Annotated in this window: 19 protein-coding genes; 8 read left to right on the forward strand and 11 right to left on the reverse strand. The window is 59.3% G+C overall.

Annotated elements, in window-relative coordinates; all coding sequences use genetic code 11:
* Positions 1-8 precede the first annotated feature (8 nt).
* Positions 9-2,057 carry a hydantoinase/oxoprolinase family protein gene (locus tag SPHFLASMR4Y_RS12890; protein ID WP_089133907.1) on the reverse strand — a complete coding sequence of 683 codons (2,049 nt, stop codon included), beginning with the start codon at positions 2,055-2,057 and terminating at the stop codon, positions 9-11.
* A gap of 192 nt (positions 2,058-2,249) precedes the next feature.
* On the opposite strand from SPHFLASMR4Y_RS12890, the gene SPHFLASMR4Y_RS12895 reads away from it, so the two are divergent.
* From SPHFLASMR4Y_RS12895 to SPHFLASMR4Y_RS12910, 3 genes are all read left to right on the forward strand, one after another.
* The gene (locus SPHFLASMR4Y_RS12895) at positions 2,250-3,755 is read left to right on the forward strand and encodes an aldehyde dehydrogenase family protein (protein ID WP_089133908.1); all 1,506 of its coding nucleotides are present in this window, start codon (positions 2,250-2,252) and stop codon (positions 3,753-3,755) included.
* Positions 3,756-4,135: 380 nt separating this feature from the next.
* The gene (locus SPHFLASMR4Y_RS12905; protein ID WP_089133910.1) at positions 4,136-5,341 is read left to right on the forward strand and encodes an FAD-dependent oxidoreductase; all 1,206 of its coding nucleotides are present in this window, start codon (positions 4,136-4,138) and stop codon (positions 5,339-5,341) included.
* A 14-nt stretch (positions 5,342-5,355) separates the two neighbouring features.
* Complete coding sequence (locus SPHFLASMR4Y_RS12910) at positions 5,356-6,102, forward strand: arylmalonate decarboxylase (protein WP_089133911.1); 747 nt, start codon at positions 5,356-5,358, stop codon at positions 6,100-6,102.
* A gap of 27 nt (positions 6,103-6,129) precedes the next feature.
* On the opposite strand, the gene SPHFLASMR4Y_RS12915 is transcribed toward SPHFLASMR4Y_RS12910, so the two are convergent.
* Both SPHFLASMR4Y_RS12915 and SPHFLASMR4Y_RS12920 read right to left on the reverse strand, forming a co-directional pair.
* Positions 6,130-7,500, reverse strand: coding sequence for an alpha/beta hydrolase (locus SPHFLASMR4Y_RS12915; RefSeq protein WP_089133912.1), 1,371 nt, complete (start codon positions 7,498-7,500; stop codon positions 6,130-6,132).
* 3 nt (positions 7,501-7,503) lie between these two features.
* Positions 7,504-8,763, reverse strand: a complete 1,260-nt coding sequence (locus SPHFLASMR4Y_RS12920) for an MFS transporter (protein ID WP_222102931.1) — start codon at positions 8,761-8,763, stop codon at positions 7,504-7,506.
* A 296-nt stretch (positions 8,764-9,059) separates the two neighbouring features.
* On the opposite strand from SPHFLASMR4Y_RS12920, the gene SPHFLASMR4Y_RS12925 reads away from it, so the two are divergent.
* Entirely contained in the window at positions 9,060-10,466 is a 1,407-nt protein-coding gene (locus SPHFLASMR4Y_RS12925) for a flavin monoamine oxidase family protein (RefSeq protein ID WP_260806970.1), read from the forward strand.
* Between the two features lie 18 nt (positions 10,467-10,484).
* On the opposite strand, the gene SPHFLASMR4Y_RS12930 is transcribed toward SPHFLASMR4Y_RS12925, so the two are convergent.
* Genes SPHFLASMR4Y_RS12930 through SPHFLASMR4Y_RS12940 form a run of 3 tightly spaced genes read right to left on the reverse strand, consistent with a single transcriptional unit; the run spans position 10,485 to position 13,414 of the window.
* On the reverse strand, positions 10,485-11,303 hold the full coding sequence (locus SPHFLASMR4Y_RS12930) for an SAM-dependent methyltransferase (protein ID WP_089133913.1): 819 nt from the start codon (positions 11,301-11,303) through the stop codon (positions 10,485-10,487).
* A 3-nt stretch (positions 11,304-11,306) separates the two neighbouring features.
* Positions 11,307-12,617 (reverse strand): NAD(P)-binding protein, encoded by a 1,311-nt coding sequence (locus SPHFLASMR4Y_RS12935; RefSeq protein WP_089133914.1) that lies wholly within the window; start codon positions 12,615-12,617, stop codon positions 11,307-11,309.
* Positions 12,617-13,414 carry a thioesterase family protein gene (locus tag SPHFLASMR4Y_RS12940; RefSeq protein WP_089133915.1) on the reverse strand — a complete coding sequence of 266 codons (798 nt, stop codon included), beginning with the start codon at positions 13,412-13,414 and terminating at the stop codon, positions 12,617-12,619. The genes SPHFLASMR4Y_RS12935 and SPHFLASMR4Y_RS12940 overlap by 1 nt, the downstream gene beginning before the upstream one ends.
* A 123-nt stretch (positions 13,415-13,537) precedes the next feature.
* Between SPHFLASMR4Y_RS12940 and SPHFLASMR4Y_RS12945 the strand changes: the two genes are divergently transcribed.
* Together SPHFLASMR4Y_RS12945 and SPHFLASMR4Y_RS12950 are read left to right on the forward strand one after the other, a co-directional pair.
* Entirely contained in the window at positions 13,538-13,837 is a 300-nt protein-coding gene (locus tag SPHFLASMR4Y_RS12945) for an integration host factor subunit alpha (protein ID WP_089133916.1), read from the forward strand.
* 29 nt (positions 13,838-13,866) lie between these two features.
* Entirely contained in the window at positions 13,867-14,253 is a 387-nt protein-coding gene (locus SPHFLASMR4Y_RS12950) for a MerR family transcriptional regulator (protein WP_089133917.1), read from the forward strand.
* Positions 14,254-14,279: 26 nt separating this feature from the next.
* Here SPHFLASMR4Y_RS12950 and SPHFLASMR4Y_RS12955 read toward each other — a convergent pair whose 3' ends face one another.
* The 3 genes from SPHFLASMR4Y_RS12955 to SPHFLASMR4Y_RS12965 are packed head-to-tail and all read right to left on the reverse strand — an operon-like array spanning position 14,280 to position 18,124.
* Positions 14,280-14,822, reverse strand: coding sequence for a SixA phosphatase family protein (locus SPHFLASMR4Y_RS12955; RefSeq protein WP_089133918.1), 543 nt, complete (start codon positions 14,820-14,822; stop codon positions 14,280-14,282).
* Positions 14,819-17,554 carry an ATP-dependent DNA helicase gene (locus tag SPHFLASMR4Y_RS12960; protein WP_089133919.1) on the reverse strand — a complete coding sequence of 912 codons (2,736 nt, stop codon included), beginning with the start codon at positions 17,552-17,554 and terminating at the stop codon, positions 14,819-14,821. The genes SPHFLASMR4Y_RS12955 and SPHFLASMR4Y_RS12960 overlap by 4 nt, the downstream gene beginning before the upstream one ends.
* Positions 17,555-18,124, reverse strand: a complete 570-nt coding sequence (locus tag SPHFLASMR4Y_RS12965) for an NnrU family protein (protein ID WP_089133920.1) — start codon at positions 18,122-18,124, stop codon at positions 17,555-17,557.
* Between the two features lie 86 nt (positions 18,125-18,210).
* Between SPHFLASMR4Y_RS12965 and SPHFLASMR4Y_RS12970 the strand changes: the two genes are divergently transcribed.
* Both SPHFLASMR4Y_RS12970 and SPHFLASMR4Y_RS12975 read left to right on the forward strand, forming a co-directional pair.
* On the forward strand, positions 18,211-19,791 hold the full coding sequence (locus tag SPHFLASMR4Y_RS12970) for a lysine--tRNA ligase (protein WP_089133921.1): 1,581 nt from the start codon (positions 18,211-18,213) through the stop codon (positions 19,789-19,791).
* Positions 19,788-20,270, forward strand: coding sequence for an asparaginase domain-containing protein (locus SPHFLASMR4Y_RS12975; RefSeq protein WP_089133922.1), 483 nt, complete (start codon positions 19,788-19,790; stop codon positions 20,268-20,270). Before SPHFLASMR4Y_RS12970 ends, SPHFLASMR4Y_RS12975 begins: the two co-directional genes overlap by 4 nt.
* A 16-nt stretch (positions 20,271-20,286) precedes the next feature.
* Here the strand turns inward: SPHFLASMR4Y_RS12975 and SPHFLASMR4Y_RS12980 are convergent, their stop codons facing one another.
* Both SPHFLASMR4Y_RS12980 and argE read right to left on the reverse strand, forming a co-directional pair.
* On the reverse strand, positions 20,287-21,348 hold the full coding sequence (locus tag SPHFLASMR4Y_RS12980; RefSeq protein WP_089134882.1) for a fatty acid desaturase family protein: 1,062 nt from the start codon (positions 21,346-21,348) through the stop codon (positions 20,287-20,289).
* A gap of 177 nt (positions 21,349-21,525) precedes the next feature.
* A complete protein-coding gene (gene argE, locus SPHFLASMR4Y_RS12985) occupies positions 21,526-22,683 on the reverse strand; it encodes an acetylornithine deacetylase (RefSeq protein ID WP_089133923.1) in 1,158 nt (385 codons plus the stop codon).
* Positions 22,684-22,745: the final 62 nt, after the last annotated feature.

Here is a 22,745-nt window from a genome sequence, read left to right on the forward strand (position 1 = left end):
GTCCCTCCTCAGGCCAGGTTGATTAGAATATTGCCGACCTGATCGACGGTGCCGACGCAGTCCGCTTCGATCAGGGTGGTCGAGTCCATTTCGATCACGATCGCAGGTCCGGGGATGATATCTCCGGCCAGCAGCTTGGAACGGTCATAGATGACCGCTGGCTGCATTTTGCCGTCAGCCCAAAGCTGGTGATCGCGTATTTTGGCCGCAGCCGGGTCGCCATTGCCGCTTTTCAGTTGCGGCGCGGGCAGGTCCAGCTCGGGTCCTAGCGCGACGGCGCGGATGTTCACCAGTTCATGGGCGCTTTCCATGTTGAAGGTGAACAGGCGCCGATGTTCTTCGTCAAACCGGTCGGTAACTCCGGCCAGCCCGTCTGCCAGCAAGGTCTCTTCGTCGATCGACAGCGGCACTTCAAAAGCCTGCCCCTCGTAACGGACGTCCAGCTCGAACAGCGAAGTGATATTCTGGTCGGCAATGCCTTCCTCCATCAGCTCGGCGCGTGTTTGTGCGGATATCTCCTGCAGCAGAGCAATTACTTCGGCCTCGTCGGTGTCATTGAAACGGCGGGAGAAGCTGCGGGCTGTTTCCGTCCGCATCCGGGTGGTGGCATCGCCGAGCGCGCACAGGACGCCAGGAGAGACCGGCGAGACGGCCGGCCAGCTATCCATGAGGCGGGCCACTGCATTGACATGCAGCGGGCCGGCACCGCCGAAGCCCATCAGGGCAAAGTGGCGGGGATCATAGCCCTGTTGAACCGAAATCATCCGCAACGCACCGAACATATTCTCGTTGACGATGTCGATGATGCCACGGGCGGCTTCCATCAGACTGATCCCCAGCGTGTCCGCGATTTTCTGCACGGATTTCTCCGCCCCTTCGCGGTCCAGTTTGAACGAACCACCCAGCAGGGATTCGGGGAGATAGCCAAGCACCACATTGGCATCGGTAACGGTCGGCTCTGTTCCGCCCTTGCCGTAGGCGACCGGTCCTGGAACCGCTCCTGCAGATTCCGGTCCGACACGCAGTGCGCCGGTAAGTTCGGGGACATAAGCGATAGAGCCACCCCCGGCGCCGACGGTTTTGACATCAAGGGCCGATGCGCGGACCGAAAGATGGCCGACTTCGGTGGTCCGCTGACGGCGCGCCTCGAGATTTTCGATCAGTGCGACATCGGTAGATGTACCGCCCACATCCAGCGTGAGGATATTCTTGATACCGGCATTGCGCCCGACCCATATCGCACCGGTCACGCCGCCGGCGGGACCAGACATCAGCAGCGAGACCGGATGGTCCTCCGCTTTCTCCGAAGACATCAGTCCACCGTCGGAACGAAGCAGCGAAAGCGAGCCGTTCATTTCGCAAGAACGCAGGCTGTCACGCAGATTGCGGACATATTTTCCGACAACCGGACGGACCGAGGCGTTGGCGACCGTGGACAGGGTACGCTCATATTCCTGCATTTCCGGCAGCACCTGATGGCTGAGCGAGAAGGGAATATCGGGCATGATCTCTGCCGCCAGCTCACCGACGCGGATTTCATGCGCTCCGTTGAGATAGGAATTGATCAGACTGACAGTGAGGGCCTCGATGCCGGAATTCTTGAGGCCTTCCAGAACCCGGCGGATTTCATTCTCGTCGATCGGAGCGATCTCGTTGCCCTGGGCATCGATCCGGCCGGCAATTTCGAAACTGTCGTCGAGAGCGGCGAGCGGTTCCGGCTTGGGCCAGACGATCCAGCCGGCCAGTCCGCCGGGCACAAAGCTGCGAGCAATCTGCATGGTCTGGCGATAGCCGTCCGTGGTGATCAGTCCGACGCGGGCGCCCTTGCCTTCCAACATGGCGTTGGTGGCCACAGTGGTGCCATGCAGAAAAAATTCGATTCCGGACGGGCTTGTGCCGGCTGCCTTGCAAATCGCATTGACGCCATTGAGAATACCCTGGGAACTGTCCTGGGGTGTGGATGGCGTTTTATACCGCCAGAAATTGCCATTTTCTTGATCAAGCAGCAACAGATCCGTAAACGTACCGCCGACGTCTACTCCCAAACGATAGGACATAGCTTCCCCACATAATTACGCCGCGTGCGGGAATCGCACCGGCAAGGATTTCGCAATATTGCTAGAGGAACTTTCGGCGGATGGGCTCCTTTCGGATATTCTTATCCGACAAGCGATTTTTGCGCGGGTAGAAGATGGTGCTTTGCCGTCGGGGCCGTCAGGAGTGCTATTACATTATGGAGATATTTTGCCATGGCTTTTGATCTAACCAAGCTTCACCCGACCAATCAGCAGTTCTTGGCGCGCCGCGCCGGGGGCGAGGGTCTGCTGGCCGATGGCCAGTGGAAGGCAGCCCGGGATGGCAAAACGTTTGATACGGTCGATCCCGCAACCGGTGCTGTAACCGGAAAACTGGCTCTGGCTAACTCGGCCGATGTCGATGATGCAGTGGCAGCGGCCCGCGGCGCGCTGGCCGATTGGAAGAATACAACGCCGGTCAACCGCTCGAAAATTCTCTGGGCGATAGCCGACATCATAGAAGAGAATATTGACGCACTCGCCGAACTGGAAAGCCTTGACCAGGGCAAGCCATTATATGTCGGGCGCTGGGCAGAGCTTCCCGGTGCCGTGAACCAGTTCCGGTTCTTTGCGGGACAGGCCATGAATATCGAAGGTCAGACGCTGGAAAGTTCTATTGATTATCAGCCGGCGGGCAAGCAGATGCGGACCTGGACCGCCCGCGAGCCGGTCGGCGTTGTGGCCGCGATTGTGCCCTGGAACTCGCCACTGGTGCTGACCGCGATGAAGCTCGCACCCGCGCTGGCCGCGGGGTGCACCATTGTCCTGAAACCGGCCGAAGACACGTCGCTGACCGCTCTTCGTCTGGCGGAGCTGATGAGCGAAGCCGGCCTTCCGGACGGCGTGCTGAATGTAATTACCGGCTTTGGCGCCGAAACAGGCGCCAGTCTGGCCGCACACGCGGGTGTAGACAAAATCGCTTTCACCGGTTCGACGGCTACCGGCCGCGCGATTCTGGATGCGGCCAAGACAAATTTCAAACGAGTCACTCTGGAACTGGGTGGCAAGTCGCCCTGTATCGTCATGGACGATGCGGATCTCGAACTCGCTATTCCGGGAGTCGCCAACGCGATCTTCTTTAACAGCGGTCAGGTCTGTATCGCCGGCTCGCGCCTTTATGCGCATAGCGCCATCTATGATCGTCTGGTTGCCGGTGTGGTCGAATATGCCAAGGGTCTGAAAATGGGCCACGGGCTTGATCCCGAATCGCAAATGGGCCCACTGGTATCGCTCCGGCAGGCAGAAAGGGTTGAGGGGTTTATCCAGCGTGCGCAGGCTGATGGCGCGACCCTGCTTGCCGGCGGAGAGCGTAGCGGTGAAGCGGGCACCTTCATTTCGCCCACCGTTCTGGCTGATGTCTCGCCCGATATGGAAATTGTCTGCGAGGAAGTTTTCGGGCCGGTGCTTGCCGTCCAGAAATTCGATGATGTCGACGAGGTCATCGCTGCCGCGAATGACAGCGACTTCGGTCTCGCTGCAAGCGTCTGGACCGAAAGCCTTTCGAACGCCCACCGCATGAGCAGCGCCATTCGAGCCGGAACGGTCTGGATCAATTGTCATGCCATGTATGATCCTTCGCTTGCCATCGGCGGGGTCAAGCAATCCGGCTGGGGTCGCGATAGCGGCAAGCAGGCGATGGACAATTATCTCGAATGGAAAACTGTCTGCGCCGCTGTCTAGTCACGGGCGCTCAGCCCGGCGCAGCCTCGTTTCACATTCTGCCTTCCACCGACTCAACGTCCGCGACCGTTCCCTTTGACGGAATCGGACATGCCGGCGTCCGGCCAGATGCTGTTTGTACAATCAGACAGGGTTTGGCCGGACCATTGCCGGTGTCAATCGTGCGAAGAAGAATGCCGTCAAAGGCTAGGGCATTGGTATTGTTGAACTTATAGTCCGTTACATATTCGGCGGCATATCGTTGGCGCGGATTGCGCGCGTCTCGCCACTCCGAATCACCCCCAATCACCGCAAGGCGGATACTTCACCAAGTGCCTGATCAGAAATGCGGCATTTGCGGCCATAGAAATGTGGATTGAAAAATTTGGGGACATAGTGAAATGAAGCGGGAACGCTGTCAGGTTGTAATCGCTGGAGCTGGTCCGGTCGGGACGGTAATGGCAACATTGCTGGCGCAAATTGGTGTTGATGTTGTTGTACTCGAAGCCGGCGCGGATTGTGCCCAGGATTTGCGAGCTTCAACATTCCATCCGCCAACGCTGGAAATGCTGGATCAGATCGGCATCACGCCGATGTTGCTGGACAAGGGGCTGAAGGCTCCGGTTTATCACTGGCGGGATCGCCAGTCCGGAGAATATATCGCATTCGATTTGACGGAACTGTCCGACGTGACCCGTTATCCGTTCCGGATCCAGTGCGAACAATATCATTTGTCCCGTGCCCTGGCAGATGGTCTGGAAAAATTCGACAATGCCGATATCCGATTCGGGAATCGCCTGCTGTCTTTCAAACAGGATGATAGCGGTGTCGACATCGAGGTCGAAACCACCCTGGGCATAGATCATCTGCGCGCCGATTATCTGATCGGCGCTGACGGCGCGAACAGCATCGTCCGCAAATGGCTGGGTATCGAATTTGACGGTTTCACTTACGCGGAACGGTTTCTGTGCCTTTCCACCGAAGAAGATCTGGTCGCTCATTTGCCCGGACTGGCACCGGTAAACTATGTATCCGATCCCAACGAGTGGCTGGTGTTGTTGCGCGTTCCTTCGTTGTGGCGCGTTCTGGTCCCGACAGACGGGACTTTGAGCGATGACGAATTGCGTTCTGACAAGATGAAGAACGATATTTTCGATCGTTTGACGGGCGATGGAGCGGCTGTCGAGACTCGCCACCGGACGCTCTATCGGGTGCACCAGAGAGTCGCGAAATCGTTTGTCGAGGATCGTGTGATGCTGATTGGCGACTCCGCCCATCTTAACAATCCCCTCGGCGGCTTCGGCATGAATTCCGGGATTCATGATGCCTTCAACCTGTTCCAGAAGCTGGAGCCGGTGCTCAAATCGGGCAAGCCGAACGGAGGTCTTGAACTCTATGATCGCCAGCGGCGAACAGTCACGCATAGTTTCACGCAGACACAGACGATTGAAAATATGAAGTTCATACAGAGCGGCCATGAAAGTGGCGCGCATGAACGCAAGCGCCAGGAAATGCTGGCGATCAAACAAGATGACGACCGCCGTCGCAAATATCTCATGCGTCAATCAATGTATGAGAGCCTGGCGCAGGCAGAATCGATTAACTAGACCGGAGATATAGCATGGGTGACGTACTGGGCTGGCGCAAGCTGATGGGGGTAATCGGACCGTCAACAAATACGGTTGTGCAACCCGATATGGAACGCATGCGGCCGGACGGTGTCACCAACCATTATTCCCGAATTTTCGTTACCGACCCGGTCGCGCTGTCCGACGAAGATTTTTTCGCCGGCACCCAGGCGATTTCCGACAATACCATGGATGCGGTGCGCTCGGTTATCACCTGCAAGCCCGACTATCTGGTCATGGGCATGTCGGCGGTTACATTTTACGGTGGCATCGCGGGCGGTGACGCTTTCAAGAAACAGGTCCGGGAAGTCGCCGGAATCGACGTCAGCATCGGTTCGGAATCCCTGGTTGCGGCGCTCAAGGCCTACGGCGGAATCAAGAAGGTGAGCTTTGTTTCGCCCTATTTCCCGGCAGCCAATGCGGAAGTACGCAATTATCTCGAAGAGTCGGGCTTTGAAGTGGTGCGCGATAAATCGCTGAAGTGCCGATGCTGGACCGATATCGCGAAGGTTACACCGGAAAGACTGACAGAAGTGCTGGCAGAACTGGACGGTCCAGAGGTCGATGCGCTGGTGCAGGTCGGCACCAATCTGTCAATGGTTGACCTGGCTGCCAAAACCGAAGCAAGGCTGGGCAAACCGGTGATTGCGATCAATGCGGCGACCTACTGGCACGCCCTGCGGGCCTGCGGTATCGAAGACAAGATCGATGGTCTGGGGCGTTTGCTCTCGGAATATTGATACCGGCCCGAAACCCGGACCCGCTATTTATCGATTCTGATCGCCCTGGCTGTCGCGGCGACTGGCCAGCGCACCATGCCATTTCCGTGCGGCGGCGCCCGCCCGCAGCAGCGCTCTTGCACGCGAGGCAATGGCTTCCGGAGCAAGCGCGGCTTCCTGCACCGGAAGGGCATGATCGCTATGCGCGGCGTACCATGGCGCAAAGAGTGCCGAGGCTCGCGCAACGGACCATGCTTTCAACAAATAGCCGCCGAACCGGTCCGGTGACAGATCGGGATAGAGCAGTTCGGGCTCGCCGACCGGCAATTCGGGCCAGCATATCCTTCTGGCACCCAGGGCACGCCGCGCTGCCTCAATCGCCATGTGATAGTCCGTGAAATCACTGGACAGCCCGTGGCCCGGCACGTCAATCGCCAGTTCTCCGGGTTGCGGTTTAGTCAATTCCGCGCCCGGCGCGTGCAGCCTCATTTCATGTGCGCCACGGGTTCCGCGCCAATGGATCAGGCCGTTGCCAATGGCGATAAAGCCTGCATCCTCATCTTCCGCCAGCCGCGGGCAGGGTGACGTGTGGTGTTTCCTCAAAAACGCGAGACTGAGTTCCTGATGCTCGGTCGGCGTTTCCACTTTCTGCGTATGCCAGTTTTCCGGCTTCGGCCCCATCCGGTCGATATGGTCGCTGAGCGGATCACCGCGATAAGCGCTTATCAACACCGGCGCGGTGATCGCATCGGCGGCAGGCACTTCGGGCTTGGCCAGAAGTACTGCGCGGTAGCCGAAGCGATAGGCATTGCCGGCGTCCAGCATTTCCATGACGATGGCATGAATGCGGTCAGGGTCAGCATGTGCCACCGACAAACGGGTCGCATCGCGAACATCGAACCAGGGAAAAAACCAGCTCTGTTCGAGAATACGATTCCAGAGCCACACCAGATGAGTGCCAAAGGGATCGGGATGGAACTCGGGAATATATCGCTCGCCGAAAATGCGCATCTCTGCGTCGGTCCAGATGGCGTAGCCGCCGATGGCCAAAGCAGATAGCCGGTGCGGGTGCCGTTTGAGAAGATGGGCAAGTATGATGCCGCCCGAATGAAAGCCGTAAGCAGCGCAGCAGGACAGGCCCAGGATATCGAGAAACTCCACCAGCCCGTCGGCGAAATCACCAACATCGGGCACGCCGGGCAACGGGTCGGATTGACCAAATCCGGGAGAATCGGGCGCAATACAGGTGAAATGGGACGACCATTGACGCATGATCTGTTCATATTCGGCAGAACTGCGCGGGCTTTGGTGGACGAGGAGCAAGGGCGGTCCGGAGCCGCATCGGCGATAATGCACGACCCGGGACGGCGCCTTCCCGCGAGCCGGGATTGTCAGAAAATGGCGAGTGATCAATGGCATCGCCTAGGTCTCGACAGGCGCTTCAGGCCTGATCGTCGATGCCTCGGCGACAAAATCCGGATAACGGCCCATTGTCAGCAGCAACAGCGCCGATACGACGAACAATAGCATCGAGGCCTGCAACATACCGTCATAGCTGCCGGTCACGTCGCGGACATGGCCATAGAGGACCGGCGACAGCGACGCCGCAATACCGAAGGGCATGTAGAGCATTCCGTATATCTTACCATAATGGGCCATGCCAAAATAGCGGCTGGCCAGATAGGCAATCAAATCGCTTTCCGCACCCGCTGCAAAACCGAGCATGATGGCAGACAGATAAATGCGCGTTTCATCCGAAGCGGTCCCCTGCAGCCAGTAGCAGGCTAACGCCGGGACCAGCAAGATGGGCAGGCAGACAATCGGGGCCCAGAGCCGGTCGAACAGCCAGCCGGTGAGCAGCCTTCCGACGAAAATGGAGATTCCTATCGTTCCCATGACACCGGCTGCGAGCTGTGCATCCATTCCATGCTGCTTGATAATCTCCGGCATGTGGACGTGCGCGCCACCATAAGCCAGAGCGACACAGGCAATGGAAATCCACATCGTCCAGAATCGGCGATCGCGGAGCGACTGGCTGAGCGTCATGCCGAGCAATGCGCCGCCCGCCATCAGCCCTTCCGGTGCTTCTTCAGGTCGCGGTTCGCGGAACCAGAGATAGGCCAGAGGCACGGCGATCAGCAGGGGCAGCAAGGCAACAACCGGATACATTCCCCGCCATCCGAACTCGGCGATCGACCAGACGGCGACGCGTGGCACAACCAGCGCTGACAGGCTGGTCCCGAGCAAAAGAATGCCCAGGGCAAGTCCGCGGTTGGTGAAGAACCACATATTGACTGCCCGGCTCCACGTCACCGGTGTCGACCCGATTCCAATCAGCCCGACCAGAAACCAGGCAAGATAGAAAATCACGATAGATGCCGGCGTCAGCCCGACCAGCGCGAAGGTGACAGCAAATGCAAAAGTGGACAATATGGCTACGATCCGCACTCCATAGCGGTCGGCCAGCCAGCCATAGACCGGCGCAAGCAAGGAAGCAGCTATGCCGAATATGGAGAACCCGAGGCTGATCTCGGCAAAACTCCAGCCCATTTCTTCGTGGATCGGACCAATTACGAAACCTAGGGTGTTGAAAGGGACGGGCGAGGCACCGAATGCAATCCCGACCAGTCCGGCCAGAAGAACCTTCCAGCCAAGAGCGAACTCCGAAGTTTTTTGCGTCATCTGCTCATTTTCTTTCTGTGCCAGTTCAGGCACAGAGGAGGCAAGTCGGACCGCCAAGTCCGCCCTCTTCCCCGGTTTGACCGATGGTCGGTAAACGGGGCGGGCGGTTTCAAGAAATACATATTTATATCAGTGCTTTACGTAAATTTGTGCTTGGCTTTCCCTATCCGACTGGCGGGCAGGTTCGATGTACTGCTCGGGAATCGATAGCCAATATTGCGATTTTTTGGCAAATGATTCGGCTTGTGTCCTGACCGCAAATGGAGGCTGGAATGTCGTTGAATCGCAGAAATTTCATGTTGGGAACGGCCGGTGTCGGTCTCACTTTGCTGGCGGCTGGTTGCGGATCGCAAGCACCGAAGAGATATGATGCGATCGTCCTGGGTGCCGGAATTTCCGGTCTTCATGCGGCGCGATTGCTGGAACAATCCGGTCTGACGGTGGCGGTGATCGAGGCGCGGGATCGAGTCGGCGGCCGCATTCTGAGCCTGACCGATCTTCCCGGTCATCCTGAAATGGGGTTCAACTCCATGGGTTCCGGCTATGGTCGGGGGCTGGATACCGCCAATCAGGCAGGTGTCGAATTGGTCGAGGTCGGTCATCGTTACATGTATGGAAAGCCGACCGGGCTGTACTTTCAGGGCAAGCATCTCAGCCGGGAAGAATGGGCGGCCCATCCGGAAAACCCTTTCCCCGCTGCGCTCAAATCGCTGATGCCTGTGGAGCTGCCTTTTGCGGTGCTCGGGCAAAATTCACCCATTGAGGATTGGACGAAATGGTGTGATCCGGCCAATGCCCGGTTCGACATTTCTTTTGCGGAATTTCTCTCGCAACAGGGCCTGAGCGAAGAAGCTATCCGCCTGAGCTATGATCATTCGCCATATCACGGGCGCGACTCCCAGGACGTGTCGACAATGATGATGAGCTTCAACAATGGCTTCGTTCAGAACCAGATTGCCGCGGGACCGGAATCCTTCGCCGCCAAGGGCGGCAACATAAAATTGCCGGAAGCGATGGCGGCCGGGCTGAAGGGCGATGTCATTCTCGGAAAACCGGTTGCCGCCATCGAGCAGAGTGCCGGCGGGGCGATTGTCACTTGCCGCGATGGATCGCGTTTCCAGGCTGAAAAGCTGGTATGTTCGTTGCCGCTCGCGGCCCTGCGCAATGTCGATATCACACCCGGACTGCCCGAGTTGCAGTCCAGGGCGGTAAGCGAAGTCAATTATCAGCCGATCTCGATCGCTTTCCTGACAGCCAAGTCACCCTTCTGGGAAGAAGATGGTTTCGCTCCCGGCATGTGGAGCGACAGCTTCTCGAGCAATGTTATTCCCCAGCGCTATGGCGCCACCAAGGAAGAGGTTACCGGTCTGATGGTGCAGGCCCGCGGCAATCTTGCATTGGAATGGGACAAATTGGGCGCCGAGACCGCGATGGCCAGGGTTGTTGCCGACATTGAAAACCTGCGCCCGGCAGCGAAAGGCAAGCTGGAGGCTCGCCACTATCACAGCTGGGCTGGAGAGGAATTTTCAGGCGGTGCTTGGGCCTATTACGGCCCCGGACAGGCAACCACCTTGCCGAGGACGCTGGCCGAGACGGTGGGGCCGATCAGCTTCTGCGGCGAGCATACGGAAACCGTTTCCCGTGGCGTCGAGGGTGCTCTGGCTTCGGCCGAACGGGTGGCTCTGGAAATTCTGTCGGCCTGAATTCAGCCCCAGACAATATCAGTCTTTTTTTGTCGCGCTGATCAGGCAATATCGCAAAATCGAGCGACGATAGGCGCATTGGAGAAACCGGCCGGTCACTGCGTATTTGAGTCGGGCTTTCCACCCCGCCCGAGCTTTTCCCTGAAATGTTCGGACGAAATGCGCGAAACCGGGCATGACATGCTGGCTGATATCGATAATTCGCGCCTCTTCAAAACCGGCTGCCCGCAACTGGTTCAGATAGCGGGTCCGGTGCACGATATTGGCTTCGGCGATATGTGAGCGTCTCAGCATCCAGCGCAGCAGCTGGTGTGTGATCGATCCGGTCCGGTGCTGATCGGCCAGCATGAAATCGGTTAGCGCGATCCGGCCTGCCGGCGCGAGATGCTGATGCGAAAGAGCGATAAACTCCAGCCGGCTGGGAAAATGATAGGCGCAATCCAGCGCCAGTACATGGCTGGGTCTGTCGGTACCGAGCGTCGCGTGCCAGGCTTGGCCATCGTTAATATCGCCCTGTACGATTGCGGCGGCGGCCGCCGGAAAACCGGCTTCGGCCAACCTGTCTCTGGCATGGGCGGTCTGGCTGCGGGAAAGATTGACGCCGCGGACCTGAACCACGCGAAAATGGGTCAGCCAGAGAGACAGTTGATCGCCACACCCAAAGCCCGCATCAAAGACCACCGACTGTTCATCCAGCCGGGCGTCCTCACCGAGCAACAATGCAAGGGCGCGACAGGCCCCTGAATATTCTGTGTCTTTCTTCCAATATCCCAGATTACCCCAGGATTGATTGTCACGATTGAGCGCCAGCTCCGCCAGATCGTGAAATTCGGCCATCGCTCAGGCCGCTGCGGGCGCGTCCGCCTTCCACGGTATGGCGGCGCCCAGATGCTCTGCGACGGTAACAGAGGAATCGACCGCGGCCTCGAGCAGGGGGATTTTTTCGGCCATATAGGATCCGCAAAGCCAGAGTCTGTTGCCGGGCCTGCTCTGGCTTTCCCGCAAGGCAATGACGGCCTTGCGGCTGTCCCGGGTCACGGTGGGCCGGGTGAAGTCAACCCTCGCCAGCTCGCGGTTGGGCGCAATCCTGCGCATTGGGTTCCAGGTCTGGAATATAGTCTCCTGACCGGACAGGCGCGCAATGGCCTTGGTAAGGTCCACGGATACTTCAGCCCGGCTGGCGTCGCGCGGGATATGATAGCTGACCGGGGAAAGGCCCTTCACGGGAGCCGGCAATATTTCCTGATCGGTGTGCACGCTCATGCTGGACCGCTCAAAGGGAATGCGGCCGAGCAAGGCCCTGCGATCATCAAATCCGGGCAGCATCGCTGCTGCCTGATGCGCTTGGGAGGCTATGACCACTTGATCAAAATGCCGGGCCGCACCTGCTTTCGTGACCACCCGGAGCTGCTCTCCTTCCGGTTCGATCAGGGCGATCGGACTGTTGGTCCGCAGCGCGACATCGACCAGCATGCGCGGCACGATATCGTCCACGCCTTTTGCCGCGCTCATGATCCCCAGCTCGTGCACGCCACAGGTCAGATATTCCAGCATCAGATCGGCGGGATAATCGCGCACCGCCTGATAATCGCAGGTGCAGGTCACCGACATCATCGGCAGCAGAACGGTTCCGACAAATTCCCGACCCGCACCAGATTGCTGCAGATATTCGCCAAAGGACAGTTCGGTTAGATCGATCCGGCCCATATCCCGTTTTGCCCGGACAAAGAATCGCTTGCTTTGCAGGCCGATGGTCCAGGCCGTGGGGCTCAGCCAATTGCTCCCTTTCGGATAGGAAAAACGAGCTGTCCCCTTCCGGAAATTTCCATAATGCAGGATCACTCGCCCTGTCTCGTCCGAGAATATGCCGCTATGATCGCTGGTCAGTATCTCGACTCCGATATGCTTGTAGAGGGCCAGCAGATTGTCATAATAGCCGTGACAGAATATCCGCAGCGGTATGTCTATCCGGCGCGTGATTCCATTGCTGACATAATCGACATTCTGCGCGCCCATGCCGGCGCGGGCCTGGCTTTCAAAAAGGGTGACCTGAAATTTGTCTTTCAGCAAATAGGCGGCAGACAGACCCGCAATACCGGTGCCGATAACGGCCAGGCTGGGTCTGTGCCGCTGATTTGCATGCGGTCCCATCAAGCGTAATAGGCCACGCTTTGCATCGCGGTTGCTATCAGTTCGCGGCGGCTGTTCCAGATGCTCATATACTGGCTGCTCGCGCCATGATCGGCGTGGTGGGTGCGGGAATCGATGAGCCACCAGCCGTCCTGGGTTGTCAGCTCTTCTGCAATGATATTGACCTGCCAGTTCATCGAACTGACCATGGCATTTTTGTCGAGCAGCCCCATTACTGAAGGCGGCAGACTGTCGCACATGCAGAGAATTTCGGCCATCGGGTCGAGACCGGCGCGCTGCTTCAGCCGCATCCAGCGGGTCAGGCGGTTGGTCTTGATACTGGTGTCGATCCGCTTGCCGACATATTCCATGTTCGATGTGAAATATTGCGGCGGTCCGCTGTGCAGGTCCGCATCTCCGGGCAACGGCGGAAAGTCCGGTTCATCGATATCATAGGTCCTGACATCGGTCGGACGGGGGGCAGCAAAAATGAAGTTGCAGTGTAGGCCGAGCCCCTTGTCGCCAAATATCTCCGACTGGACAAAGGCGGTATTCTTGCCGCGGCGAAGCATAGTGGTTTCCGCGGTCAATGCGCCGAACAACGGTCCGGTAAAGGCGATTTGAGCCGATCGCAGCGGTGGCAGTCCGGTCTCGATATGGCTGGCCGCGTGATAGGCAATCGCTCCGGACAGTCCACCAAAGGCCGTGCGACCCTGTGTCCAGCTTTGTGGCAGAGCGACCGGATTTCCGGGTCCGCCGGCTCCGCATTGGTCAAGCAGATCGGCAAGGGCGATGGATTGGGGATGTTTTTCAGTCATGCTTCCCGCTTATCGGGCTAATCATTTGAAATCCACTGGTAAGTTTACTGCCGACATTTACAAAAGCTGACATATGATTTATAGCTTTGGTGAATTTTCAAACTCTTACTGAAAGAATTTGTGATGAGCTACGCCAACACCCTGACCCGCGCCGATTTGGCTGACACCATGAATCGGCAAGTCGGGCTTTCGCGTGCCGATAGCGCTGTCATGGTGGAGTCGATTCTGGATCATATGATCGAGGCGCTGGTCGATGGTGAGAATGTCAAGATTTCAGGATTTGGAACCTTTGTTTTGCGTGACAAAGGGGAACGCACCGGCCGCAATCCCAAGACGGGGGTCGAAGTGCCGATTGCACCGCGCCGGGTTTTGACTTTCCGCGCCAGCCAGACGATGCGTGACAGGATTATCGCCGCAGGTTAATGGACCCGGCGAAACCGGGGGAGTAGAGTATGACCAAGGAACAAGGTGCCTTCCGGACCATCGGAGAGCTGTCCAAAGAGCTGGGCATAAAACCTCATATCCTGCGTTATTGGGAAGACCAGTTTGCGGTTCTGAATCCTCTGAAACGTGCAGGATCGCGTCGTCATTATCGTCCCGAAGATGTCGAGATAGTTAAAGCGATCAACCGCCTGCTCAATCAGGAAGGTTATACCATCAAGGGCGCCCGCAAATTCCTGGCAGCACAGCGCAGGGGGCCGGAAATGGTTGAAGATGCGCCGCAACACGGTGCTGCGCCTATGTCGGCGTTGACGGGTAAGCCCGGGAATGACGGTCCGATTATAGCTGAACTGAAATCGATCCGTGACCGATTGTCGCAGGCGCTCGATCACGCCTGATCACTGAACGGCTTGGGGAATCTTCGCTAGTCGTAATTTGGCCCCAGTTCGGGATCAAGGTCGCGTGGCCGGGTAAAACGGTCCAGCGTACCGCATCTTTCCGTGATGTCGCTCCAGCTATCAATCGCAAGGGTCATCTCGGCCAGCGTGGCCGTCGGATATTTCGTTTCCACTTCGTCGCGCGCCGGGGAGCTGCCGTCATCGGGAACCAGATCGAAAACCAGATCTTCCAGCCCCGGATTGTGGCCGACCATCAGAACATGCTCCGCTTCCGCGCTGGCGCCGCGCAAGACATCGAGCAGGGTGGCCGAAGAGGCGAGATAGATTTTGCGGTCCCAGGTCGGTTCCATCGCCTGACCACTGGCTTCCTCGACATGCTCCAGCGTTTCTATCACCCGGACGGCGGGAGAGGCCAGGATCTGATCGAAGCTCAGTCCATTGCGCTGAATGAAGCGGCCCATGACCGCAGCGGCGCGCTTGCCCTTCTTGTTGAGCGGACGGTCGAAGTCGCGGTCAACCGGATCATCCCAGCTGGATTTGGCGTGACGCAGGAGTGTGAGCTTTTTCATTGCGGATCGTCATGCATCAAACTTGTTTCAGTTGAAAGACCGGATTGCGGCATATCCGATTTTGCCTTGCGGATCTCTGCCAGGGCCTGGTCCAGCGGCATCCGTTCGACCGGAGTGCCCTCGGGAAAGGCGGAAAGCAGCCGCGACGGGAAGGCCGAAGAGAGGATCACAAAATGGCCGTGGTCGTCGGCTCGCCGGATGATCCGGCCAAAGGCCTGAGCCAGACGGGCGCGGATGATCCGGTCGTCATAAGCGCTGCCGCCCCCTGCCATTTTTCGCGCCCGGTGCAAAATATCGGGACGCGGCCAGGGGACCGATTCCATCACCACCAGCCGCAGGCTCTGGCCCGGGACATCAACGCCGTCGCGTAACGCGTCCGTGCCGAGCAGACTCGCCTTGGGGTCGTCGCGGAAGATATCGACCAGGGTACCGGTATCGATCGGGTCGACATGCTGGGCATAAATGGGCAAGCCGCTCTGTGCCATCCGGTCGGCGATCCGGGCATAGACGGTACGCAGGCGCCGGATCGCGGTGAACAGGCCAAGCGTCCCGCCACCGGAGGCCTCGATCAGCTGCGCATAGGCGCCGGCCAGCCCGGCCATATCGCCGCGTTTCACATCGGTGACGATGATCACCTTGGCCTGGTTGGGATAGTCAAACGGGCTGGCGACCTCGAATTCCCGAGGCGCGTGATCGAGATGAACCGCGCCGCTCCGGGTTCTGGCGGTTTCCCAGCCGCCGCCGCCTTTCAACGTCGCAGAGGTGATCATGACGCCATGGGCGGGTTTGGTGACGACCTCGGTGACCGGGATGGTTGGATCAAGCCAGTGGCGGCAGATACCGATGTCATATTCGCGGCCCTCGAACCGGTCGATCATCAGCCAGTCGACAAAATCGGGGTCGGCCGGGCCGCCGATGCGCGACAACAAGGAGAGCCAGCTCGTCAATGTGTCGCAGCGCCAGCCAAGGCTCGACAGCGCGCCTTCCATGCGGGCGCGGGCCTGCGCGTCCATCCAGTCGGGGCCTTCCTCGATCAGATGTTCGATTCTCTGACCCAGCCGGACCAGCGGCTTGAGCAGCGCGTCCATCGCCGTTGCGGCATTGGCAACGGCGTCGATCATCGGTCCCTTGATGTCGGTCAGCTCGGTTTCCAGACTATAGCCGGCGTCGGCGCTCTGGCTTTCATCGCGGGCAAAGACCATCGCGCGGACTTCCTGCAGCAACGCCTCGATCGGTCCAAAGGGCTCGCCTTCGGCAACCCGTTGGAGCCAGCCGTCGCCGGGCAATGCTTCGGCCGCCTGACGGGCGCTTTCAATTGCGCGACCGCCTTCTTCGTCATAGGAGGCGAGATCGGCAAGCCGGGCGGCAAGCCCGCGCCGGCGGCCTCGGTTTTTCGATTCCGGTCCTATCACCCAGCGCCGGATCTCGATGGTTTCCTGTCCTGACAGCCTTGCCGCGAACATCGAATCGGCGGCATCGAACAGATGATGGCCTTCGTCGAAGATCAGTCTCGTCGGCCGGTTCTGCTGTTCGCGTCCGCGCGCGGCATTGACCATGACCAGCGCGTGATTGGCGATGACGATATCCGCCTGCTGGCTGGCGCGGGCGGCTTTCTCGATGAAACATTTGCGATAATGCGGACAGCCGGCATAGACGCATTCGCCGCGCCGGTCGGTCAGTGCCGTAGCACCGTTGCGGCGAAAGAGGGTGGTCAGCCATCCGGGCAGATCGCCGCCGACCATATCGCCATCCTTGCTATAGGCAGCCCAGCGCGCGACCAGATGGGCAAGTATCGCAGCCCGTCCGGCAAAGCCGCCCTGCAGCGCGTCTTCCAGATTGAGCAGGCAGAGATAATTTTCCCGGCCCTTGCGGACCACGACTTTCCGACGGAATGTCCCCTCATCCGGATAGATGCGCCGGGTTTCCCGGTCGAGTTGCCGTTGCAGCGCCTTGGTAAAGGTTGAAATCCATACCGCGCCGCCGGCCTGCTGCGACCAAAGGGATGCAGGCGCAAGATAGCCAAGCGTCTTGCCAATCCCGGTGCCCGCCTCGGCCAGCAGCATATTGGGCGCACCTCTGATCTTGCGCGGATTGAAAATCTCGCTGACCGCGGCGGCATAGCTTTTCTGGCCTTCCCGTTCTTCCGAACCTTTCCCGGTCAGGCTGTCGAGCGTGGCCAATGTTTCCTGTTTGTCGACGGTAATCGATCGTGGTGCAGGGCGCGGTACTTCTTCTTCCCATTCGTCAAGCTTGGAGAACAGCCAGCGTTCAGTCTCCACCGGCTTTGTCAGTCTTTTCCCGACTTCCTGCGCCCAGGGCCAGCGCAGCCGGTATAGCGCCTGCGCGCTGCTCCATGCGCCTTCCCGTTCTTTCCAGAAGGGAGCTTTCAATCCATCCAGCAACAGAACCGCGGCTTGCCGGTAGAGCGCTGCGATATCGGCTTCCTGTCCGGGCGGCGTCAGACCGAGAGTCTTGGCGAGACCGGAAGGCGTCGGCACGACAAACTGGGCGGGATGGATGAAGGCGTATAGCTCCAGCAGGTCCAGCCCCGACAGATCGGGATAGCCCAGCCTCTGCCCCAGCAGCGGCGCGTTGAGCAGGATATGCGGCGTCTCTGCAACCCGGCCAATGGCCTCGCCCTTGCCGATCGCGCGCGTCTCCCCCTCACTCGAGCAAATCCAGATGCCGCTATGGCTGGCATGGAGGGAAGGATAGGGAAGCAGCTCGGCCATCTAGCGAGCGATTACCGGTACGCCGGCGATCCACGGGTGGGCAAACATCAAAATAGCATAGAGTATCGCCACTATTACCACACTCAGCAATTCGCGGCCGAGGCTCGCGACCTTGGCCGGTTTCACCCAGACGCCTTCGTTGCGTGACACGGTGACAATCGAGATCAGCGCCCACAGGCCGAGACCGCCGAACAAGACCAGCGACTTGTTGTCGCCATTGGCGAGCAGATGGCCGACCGCCCAGATCAGCACGCCGGTCAGCATCGGATGCCGTATCCACTGCCGGATTCGCGACGCGCCCTGCGCCGCGCCGATCAGCAGGATGGCTATGAACATCAGCGTCATATTGGCATGACGACCCCATGCGGGCGGGTCATAGACAAATTCTGCGGTGGTCGAGCGCCAGCCGAAAATCATCAGAGCCAGCGCAACCAGCAGGATCAATGCCACCAGTCCCTTGTGCGGACCTTCGCCGATCGCGCCCTGGATCGTGCCGCGCAGGCCCGGCGTGACCGATTTCATCAGATGGATCAGGCTCCACAGCAGAACCCCCGTAATCAGCATTGCCATGTTCAATCTCCCGCTTTTGTTGCGTTCTACCTTGCCATATAGGCTAAGGCTACTATTTGCGCAGCATTGACTGAAAAGGACTAATTGTGACCGATTATCGTGAAGCAGCAGAGAATTCCAAAGCGTGGCCGTTCGAGGAAGCCCGCAAGCTGCTCAAACGCTATCGCGGCGAGCGCGGCGCACCGGCACCAAAACCGGGTGGCGAACCAATGCTGTTCGAGACCGGCTATGGTCCGTCGGGCCTGCCGCATATCGGCACGTTCAACGAAGTGTTGCGCACGACGATGGTGCGTCACGCCTATGAAACGCTGACCGGCAATCCGACAAGACTGATCGCGTTCAGCGACGACATGGACGGATTTCGCAAGGTGCCGACCAATGTTCCCAATCAGGATATGCTGGCCGAGCATCTGCACAAGCCACTCACGCAGGTTCCCGACCCGTTCGGGAAATTCGAGAGTTTTGCGGCGCATAATAATGCGATGCTGCGCGATTTTCTCGACCAGTTCGGTTTTGACTATGAGTTCATGTCCTCAACCGAGCAATATCGCAGCGGCGCCTTTGACGAGACGCTGAAGCTGGTTTTGGCCCGCAACCAGCAGATACTCGACATCATGCTGCCGACTCTGGGCAAGGAGCGGCAGGCGACCTATTCGCCGATACTGCCGATCAGCCCGAAAACCGGTCATGTGCTGCAGGTGCCGGTGGAGGTTGTCGACGCGGAAGCGGGGATCGTCCGTTTCGAAGACGATGGCGAGATGATCGAGCATGTTGCGCTGAGCGGCGGTGCCAAGCTGCAATGGAAGGTGGACTGGGCGATGCGCTGGACCGCGCTTGGTGTCGACTATGAAATGTATGGCAAGGACCTGACCGACAGCGGCATCCAGTCCGGGAAGATCGCCAAGATATTGGGCGCACGCAAACCCGAGGGGCTGATCTACGAGATGTTCCTCGACGAGAAGGGCGAGAAGATATCCAAGTCCAAGGGCAATGGCCTCAGCCTCGAGGAATGGCTGCGCTATGGCTCCGAGAACAGCCTTGCATTCTATATCTTCCGCGAGCCGAAGTCCGCGAAGCAATTGCATATGGGTGTGATCCCCAAGGCGGTGGACGAATATTTCCAGTTCCGCGCCAACTGGCACGAGCAGGACGCCGTCAAGCGGCTCGGCAATGCAGTGCATCATGTCCACAATGGCGATGTGCCGACGGATACGATCCCGGTCACCTTCGGCCTGCTGCTCAATCTTGTCGGCGTGATGGGCGATGCGGACCGCGAGCAGATCTGGGGCTATCTGCGGCAATATGCGCCGGACGCCACGCCCGAACGCTATCCTGATCTCGACGAGCTGATTGGCAATGCCATGGCCTATCACAAGGATTTCATCGCTCCGACCCTGAAGCGTCGCAAGCCCGAAGGGGTGGAAGTGGCGGCGCTGCAGCGGCTCGATAGCGAGCTGGCCGCACTGCCGGACGAAGCACCTGCCGAGGATATCCAGAATATCGTCTATGCCATTGGCAAGGAAGGCGGCTTCGACAATCTGCGCGACTGGTTCAAGGCTTTGTACGAGACGTTGCTCGGCTCGTCGCAGGGACCGCGCATGGGTAGTTTCATCGCGCTTTACGGCATCGACAATACCCGCAAGCTGATTGCAGAAGCGCTGGCATGATCGACATTTTTACCACCGGCGGGACCATCGACAAGGTCTATTTTGACGCTCTTTCCGAATATCAGATCGGCGCCACAGCGCTGCCCGATATGCTGCAGGAGAATAATGTCTTTGTCGCGCACCGGGTGACGCAGCTGATGCGCAAGGACAGTCTCGAGCTGACCGATGCAGACCGGGCGGCAATCCGGGACGCGGTTGCGGCGAGCGATGTCGACAAGATACTGGTGACTCACGGTACCGACACGATGGTCGACACGGCGCGGGTGCTGTCGGGCATCGCCGGTAAGACCATCGTGCTGACCGGCGCGATGCAGCCAGCATCGCTGCGGATCAGCGATGCCCAGTTCAACGTCGGTTTTGCTCTTGCCGCTACCCAGACCCTGCCACATGGCGTCTATATTGCCATGAACGGCGAAGTCTTCGATCCGGCCAACACGCACAAGGACCGTTTGGCGCACCGCTTCGTCCGCGACCAGTAGCCCCGGTGCAGCTGGCCTAGGCCGTGACCGGCCGGGTCACTGTCCGCAAGACCTCGGCATAGCTGCTGGCGATCGTCATGCGTGGGCCGTAACCCCTGGCGACCAGCAGGTCATGCGCCTTTGGCAGATTATAGCAGGGCACGCCCATGAACAGATGATGCTCGCTGTGATAATTGACCCAGTAAGGCGCCAGCGTCATCCGCATCAGCATATTGGCTTTTGTCGTCCGCGCATGGCTGAACGGGTCATCGCCGCCGGTGGTGGTGCAGGCATGTTCGGCGATATTGCGAATCCGCAGGACCAGCTGGAACGTGGTCGCCAGCGCGGCCAGCCAGATCAGAAAGGGAATGATGCCGAGCGTCGCCAGGCTGACCAGCAGTACCGTCAGCTGGATCAGCAGAAAACGGCCGACCGTTCTGGTGGCCCGCTTGGCCCCGTCCAGATCGATCACGGGCGCGGCGACGCCGGCCGCACCATTGCGGTTCATCGGGGTCCCTGCCGATGTATCGCGCTTGGCCGGGGGCGTGTCCTCATGCGCACCTGACATCATCGCCTGCAGGCCCGTCCACGCCACCGCTAACTGGTTGCTGCGCTGCTTGAAGAATGTCTGCCCGGTCAGGTCGCGGATCACCTTGCGGCTCATGCTCGCCGATGTGGTCGGGAAAGCCGCCGACAGGCCGAGATCAGGATCTTCGCTCTGCTGGGTGAAACGGTGATGGGTTAGATGATAGGCGCGATAGCTGTGCAGGTCGCTGCCGGTGGCCGAACCGGTCAGCCACTGGCCGACAAAGTTGTTGGTCTTGCGGCTGGGGTGTAGCAGGCCGTGTGCTCCTTCGTGCATCAGGATCGACAGGCCGAGCTGGCGCCCGCCGACCAGCACCAGCGCCAGCGGCGTTGCCGCCAGTCCGGCCAGCCAGTGCCATTGCCAGAGCAGCGCCGTCCCGCCGGTCAGCAGTGCCACCATCAGCCAGGCGTGCAACGACAGCCACAGACCGTGCCAGCGGGAAACGCGGGTCAGCGCCTTCCACTCTTCAGGCGTGAAAATCTCGTTGGGCCTGGCGGCTTTTACAGCGGGCATGATGCGATCCTCTTCTCCCCGCAATATAGCTGTTTTCTGCCGATTTTACAAATGTCGGCGATGCCGTAGCGTTAACCCGGAGTGGTGGCATTCCGTTCGTCCTGAGCCTGTCTAAGGACGATTGTGCGCAGACTGGTCCTTCGATAAGCTTAGGACGAACGGACGATTATTCCCGCACTAGGCCAGGGCCTCGGCCAACCTCTCCATGAAATCCGCGCCACGGGCAAACTGGTCAGCCGCCAGATATTCGTTCGGCTGATGGGCCTGTTCGATCGATCCCGGACCGCAGATCACGGTAGCAAAGCCGGCCTGCTGGAACTGCCCGGCCTCGGCGGCATAGGAGACCACGCCCGACGGGCTGTTGTCGCCGGTCAAGCGACGGACAAAGGCCTCGGCTGCCTCGGAACCGGCCGGTGTCATCGGCGGCGCATTGGACAGCCGCGTGATGGTGACGGCGGCTTCGGGAAAGGCCCCGCGCATCTCGCCATCGAGCGCTGCGATTTTTGCCTTGAACGGCGCCAGCACGGCTTCCGGGTCGACATCCGGCGGACAGCGCAGGTCAAAGACAAAATGTGCCCGGCGCGCCAAGATATTGGCCGCAGTCCCGCCCTCCATCCTGCCGATGGTCAGCGTCGCATGCGGCGGAACGAAGGGGGATTCCGGGTCGGCATTTTCCCACAGATTGCGCGCCAGTTCGGCCAGATCATGCATCAGTTCCACCGCCACCATATTGGCGGACAGACCGAGATGGGTGAGGCTGCTATGCGCTTCGTGGCCGAGTATCTCGACCTCGTGAACGGTGATCCCCTTGTGACCACTGACGACCTTCATCATCGTCGGCTCGCCGATGATCGCGAGCGCCGGCTTTGGCAGTTTTTCGGCCATTTCCTCGATCATGGCCGGCGCCCCGAGGCAGCCGACTTCCTCGTCATAGCTGAAAGCCAGATGCACGGGTTTCGCGCTCTTCCTGAAAAGGGGTACGGCGGCCAGCGCCAGCGCGATAAACCCTTTCATGTCGCAGGTCCCGCGTCCGTGCAGCAGGCCATTGCGTTCGGTCACGGTCCACGGATCGCTGTCCCAGGCCTGCCCATCGACCGGTACGACATCGCTATGGCCCGAGAGGATCACGCCGCCTTCCACATTCGGTCCCACGCTCGCGTAGAGATTGGCCTTGGACCCGTCAGCGTTGACGACGCGTGTGGATGGCACGCCATGGCCGGCGAGAAAATCCTCGATCCATGCGATCAGTTCGAGATTGCTGTTCCGAGAGGTGGTGTCGAAGGCGATCAGCCGGGCAAGAATTTCGCGGGCGCTAGAGATCAGACTCTCGGTCATCGGGCCATGAACTTTACACAGTTTACACTGTTAAGAGAAAAAATGCGGTGGGACCCGAAAAT

This window comes from Sphingorhabdus sp. SMR4y (assembly GCF_002218195.1).
Taxonomy (GTDB): Bacteria; Pseudomonadota; Alphaproteobacteria; order Sphingomonadales; family Sphingomonadaceae; genus Parasphingorhabdus.

What these genes read in the sequence shown, in the direction of transcription:
- SPHFLASMR4Y_RS12980 (WP_089134882.1), bottom strand. Translation starts at nt 21,348, where the DNA reads ATGCCCGCTGTAAAAGCCGCCAGGCCCAACGAGATTTTCACGCCTGAA.
- SPHFLASMR4Y_RS12910 (WP_089133911.1), top strand. Translation starts at nt 5,356, where the DNA reads ATGGGTGACGTACTGGGCTGGCGCAAGCTGATGGGGGTAATCGGACCG.
- SPHFLASMR4Y_RS12930 (WP_089133913.1), bottom strand. Translation starts at nt 11,303, where the DNA reads ATGGCCGAATTTCACGATCTGGCGGAGCTGGCGCTCAATCGTGACAAT.
- SPHFLASMR4Y_RS12955 (WP_089133918.1), bottom strand. Translation starts at nt 14,822, where the DNA reads ATGAAAAAGCTCACACTCCTGCGTCACGCCAAATCCAGCTGGGATGAT.
- SPHFLASMR4Y_RS12895 (WP_089133908.1), top strand. Translation starts at nt 2,250, where the DNA reads ATGGCTTTTGATCTAACCAAGCTTCACCCGACCAATCAGCAGTTCTTG.
- SPHFLASMR4Y_RS12890 (WP_089133907.1), bottom strand. Translation starts at nt 2,057, where the DNA reads ATGTCCTATCGTTTGGGAGTAGACGTCGGCGGTACGTTTACGGATCTG.
- SPHFLASMR4Y_RS12940 (WP_089133915.1), bottom strand. Translation starts at nt 13,414, where the DNA reads ATGACTGAAAAACATCCCCAATCCATCGCCCTTGCCGATCTGCTTGAC.
- SPHFLASMR4Y_RS12950 (WP_089133917.1), top strand. Translation starts at nt 13,867, where the DNA reads ATGACCAAGGAACAAGGTGCCTTCCGGACCATCGGAGAGCTGTCCAAA.
- SPHFLASMR4Y_RS12925 (WP_260806970.1), top strand. Translation starts at nt 9,060, where the DNA reads ATGTTGGGAACGGCCGGTGTCGGTCTCACTTTGCTGGCGGCTGGTTGC.
- SPHFLASMR4Y_RS12905 (WP_089133910.1), top strand. Translation starts at nt 4,136, where the DNA reads ATGAAGCGGGAACGCTGTCAGGTTGTAATCGCTGGAGCTGGTCCGGTC.
- SPHFLASMR4Y_RS12960 (WP_089133919.1), bottom strand. Translation starts at nt 17,554, where the DNA reads ATGGCCGAGCTGCTTCCCTATCCTTCCCTCCATGCCAGCCATAGCGGC.
- argE (WP_089133923.1), bottom strand. Translation starts at nt 22,683, where the DNA reads ATGACCGAGAGTCTGATCTCTAGCGCCCGCGAAATTCTTGCCCGGCTG.
- SPHFLASMR4Y_RS12965 (WP_089133920.1), bottom strand. Translation starts at nt 18,124, where the DNA reads ATGGCAATGCTGATTACGGGGGTTCTGCTGTGGAGCCTGATCCATCTG.
- SPHFLASMR4Y_RS12915 (WP_089133912.1), bottom strand. Translation starts at nt 7,500, where the DNA reads ATGCCATTGATCACTCGCCATTTTCTGACAATCCCGGCTCGCGGGAAG.
- SPHFLASMR4Y_RS12935 (WP_089133914.1), bottom strand. Translation starts at nt 12,617, where the DNA reads ATGGGACCGCATGCAAATCAGCGGCACAGACCCAGCCTGGCCGTTATC.
- SPHFLASMR4Y_RS12975 (WP_089133922.1), top strand. Translation starts at nt 19,788, where the DNA reads ATGATCGACATTTTTACCACCGGCGGGACCATCGACAAGGTCTATTTT.
- SPHFLASMR4Y_RS12945 (WP_089133916.1), top strand. Translation starts at nt 13,538, where the DNA reads ATGAGCTACGCCAACACCCTGACCCGCGCCGATTTGGCTGACACCATG.
- SPHFLASMR4Y_RS12920 (WP_222102931.1), bottom strand. Translation starts at nt 8,763, where the DNA reads ATGACGCAAAAAACTTCGGAGTTCGCTCTTGGCTGGAAGGTTCTTCTG.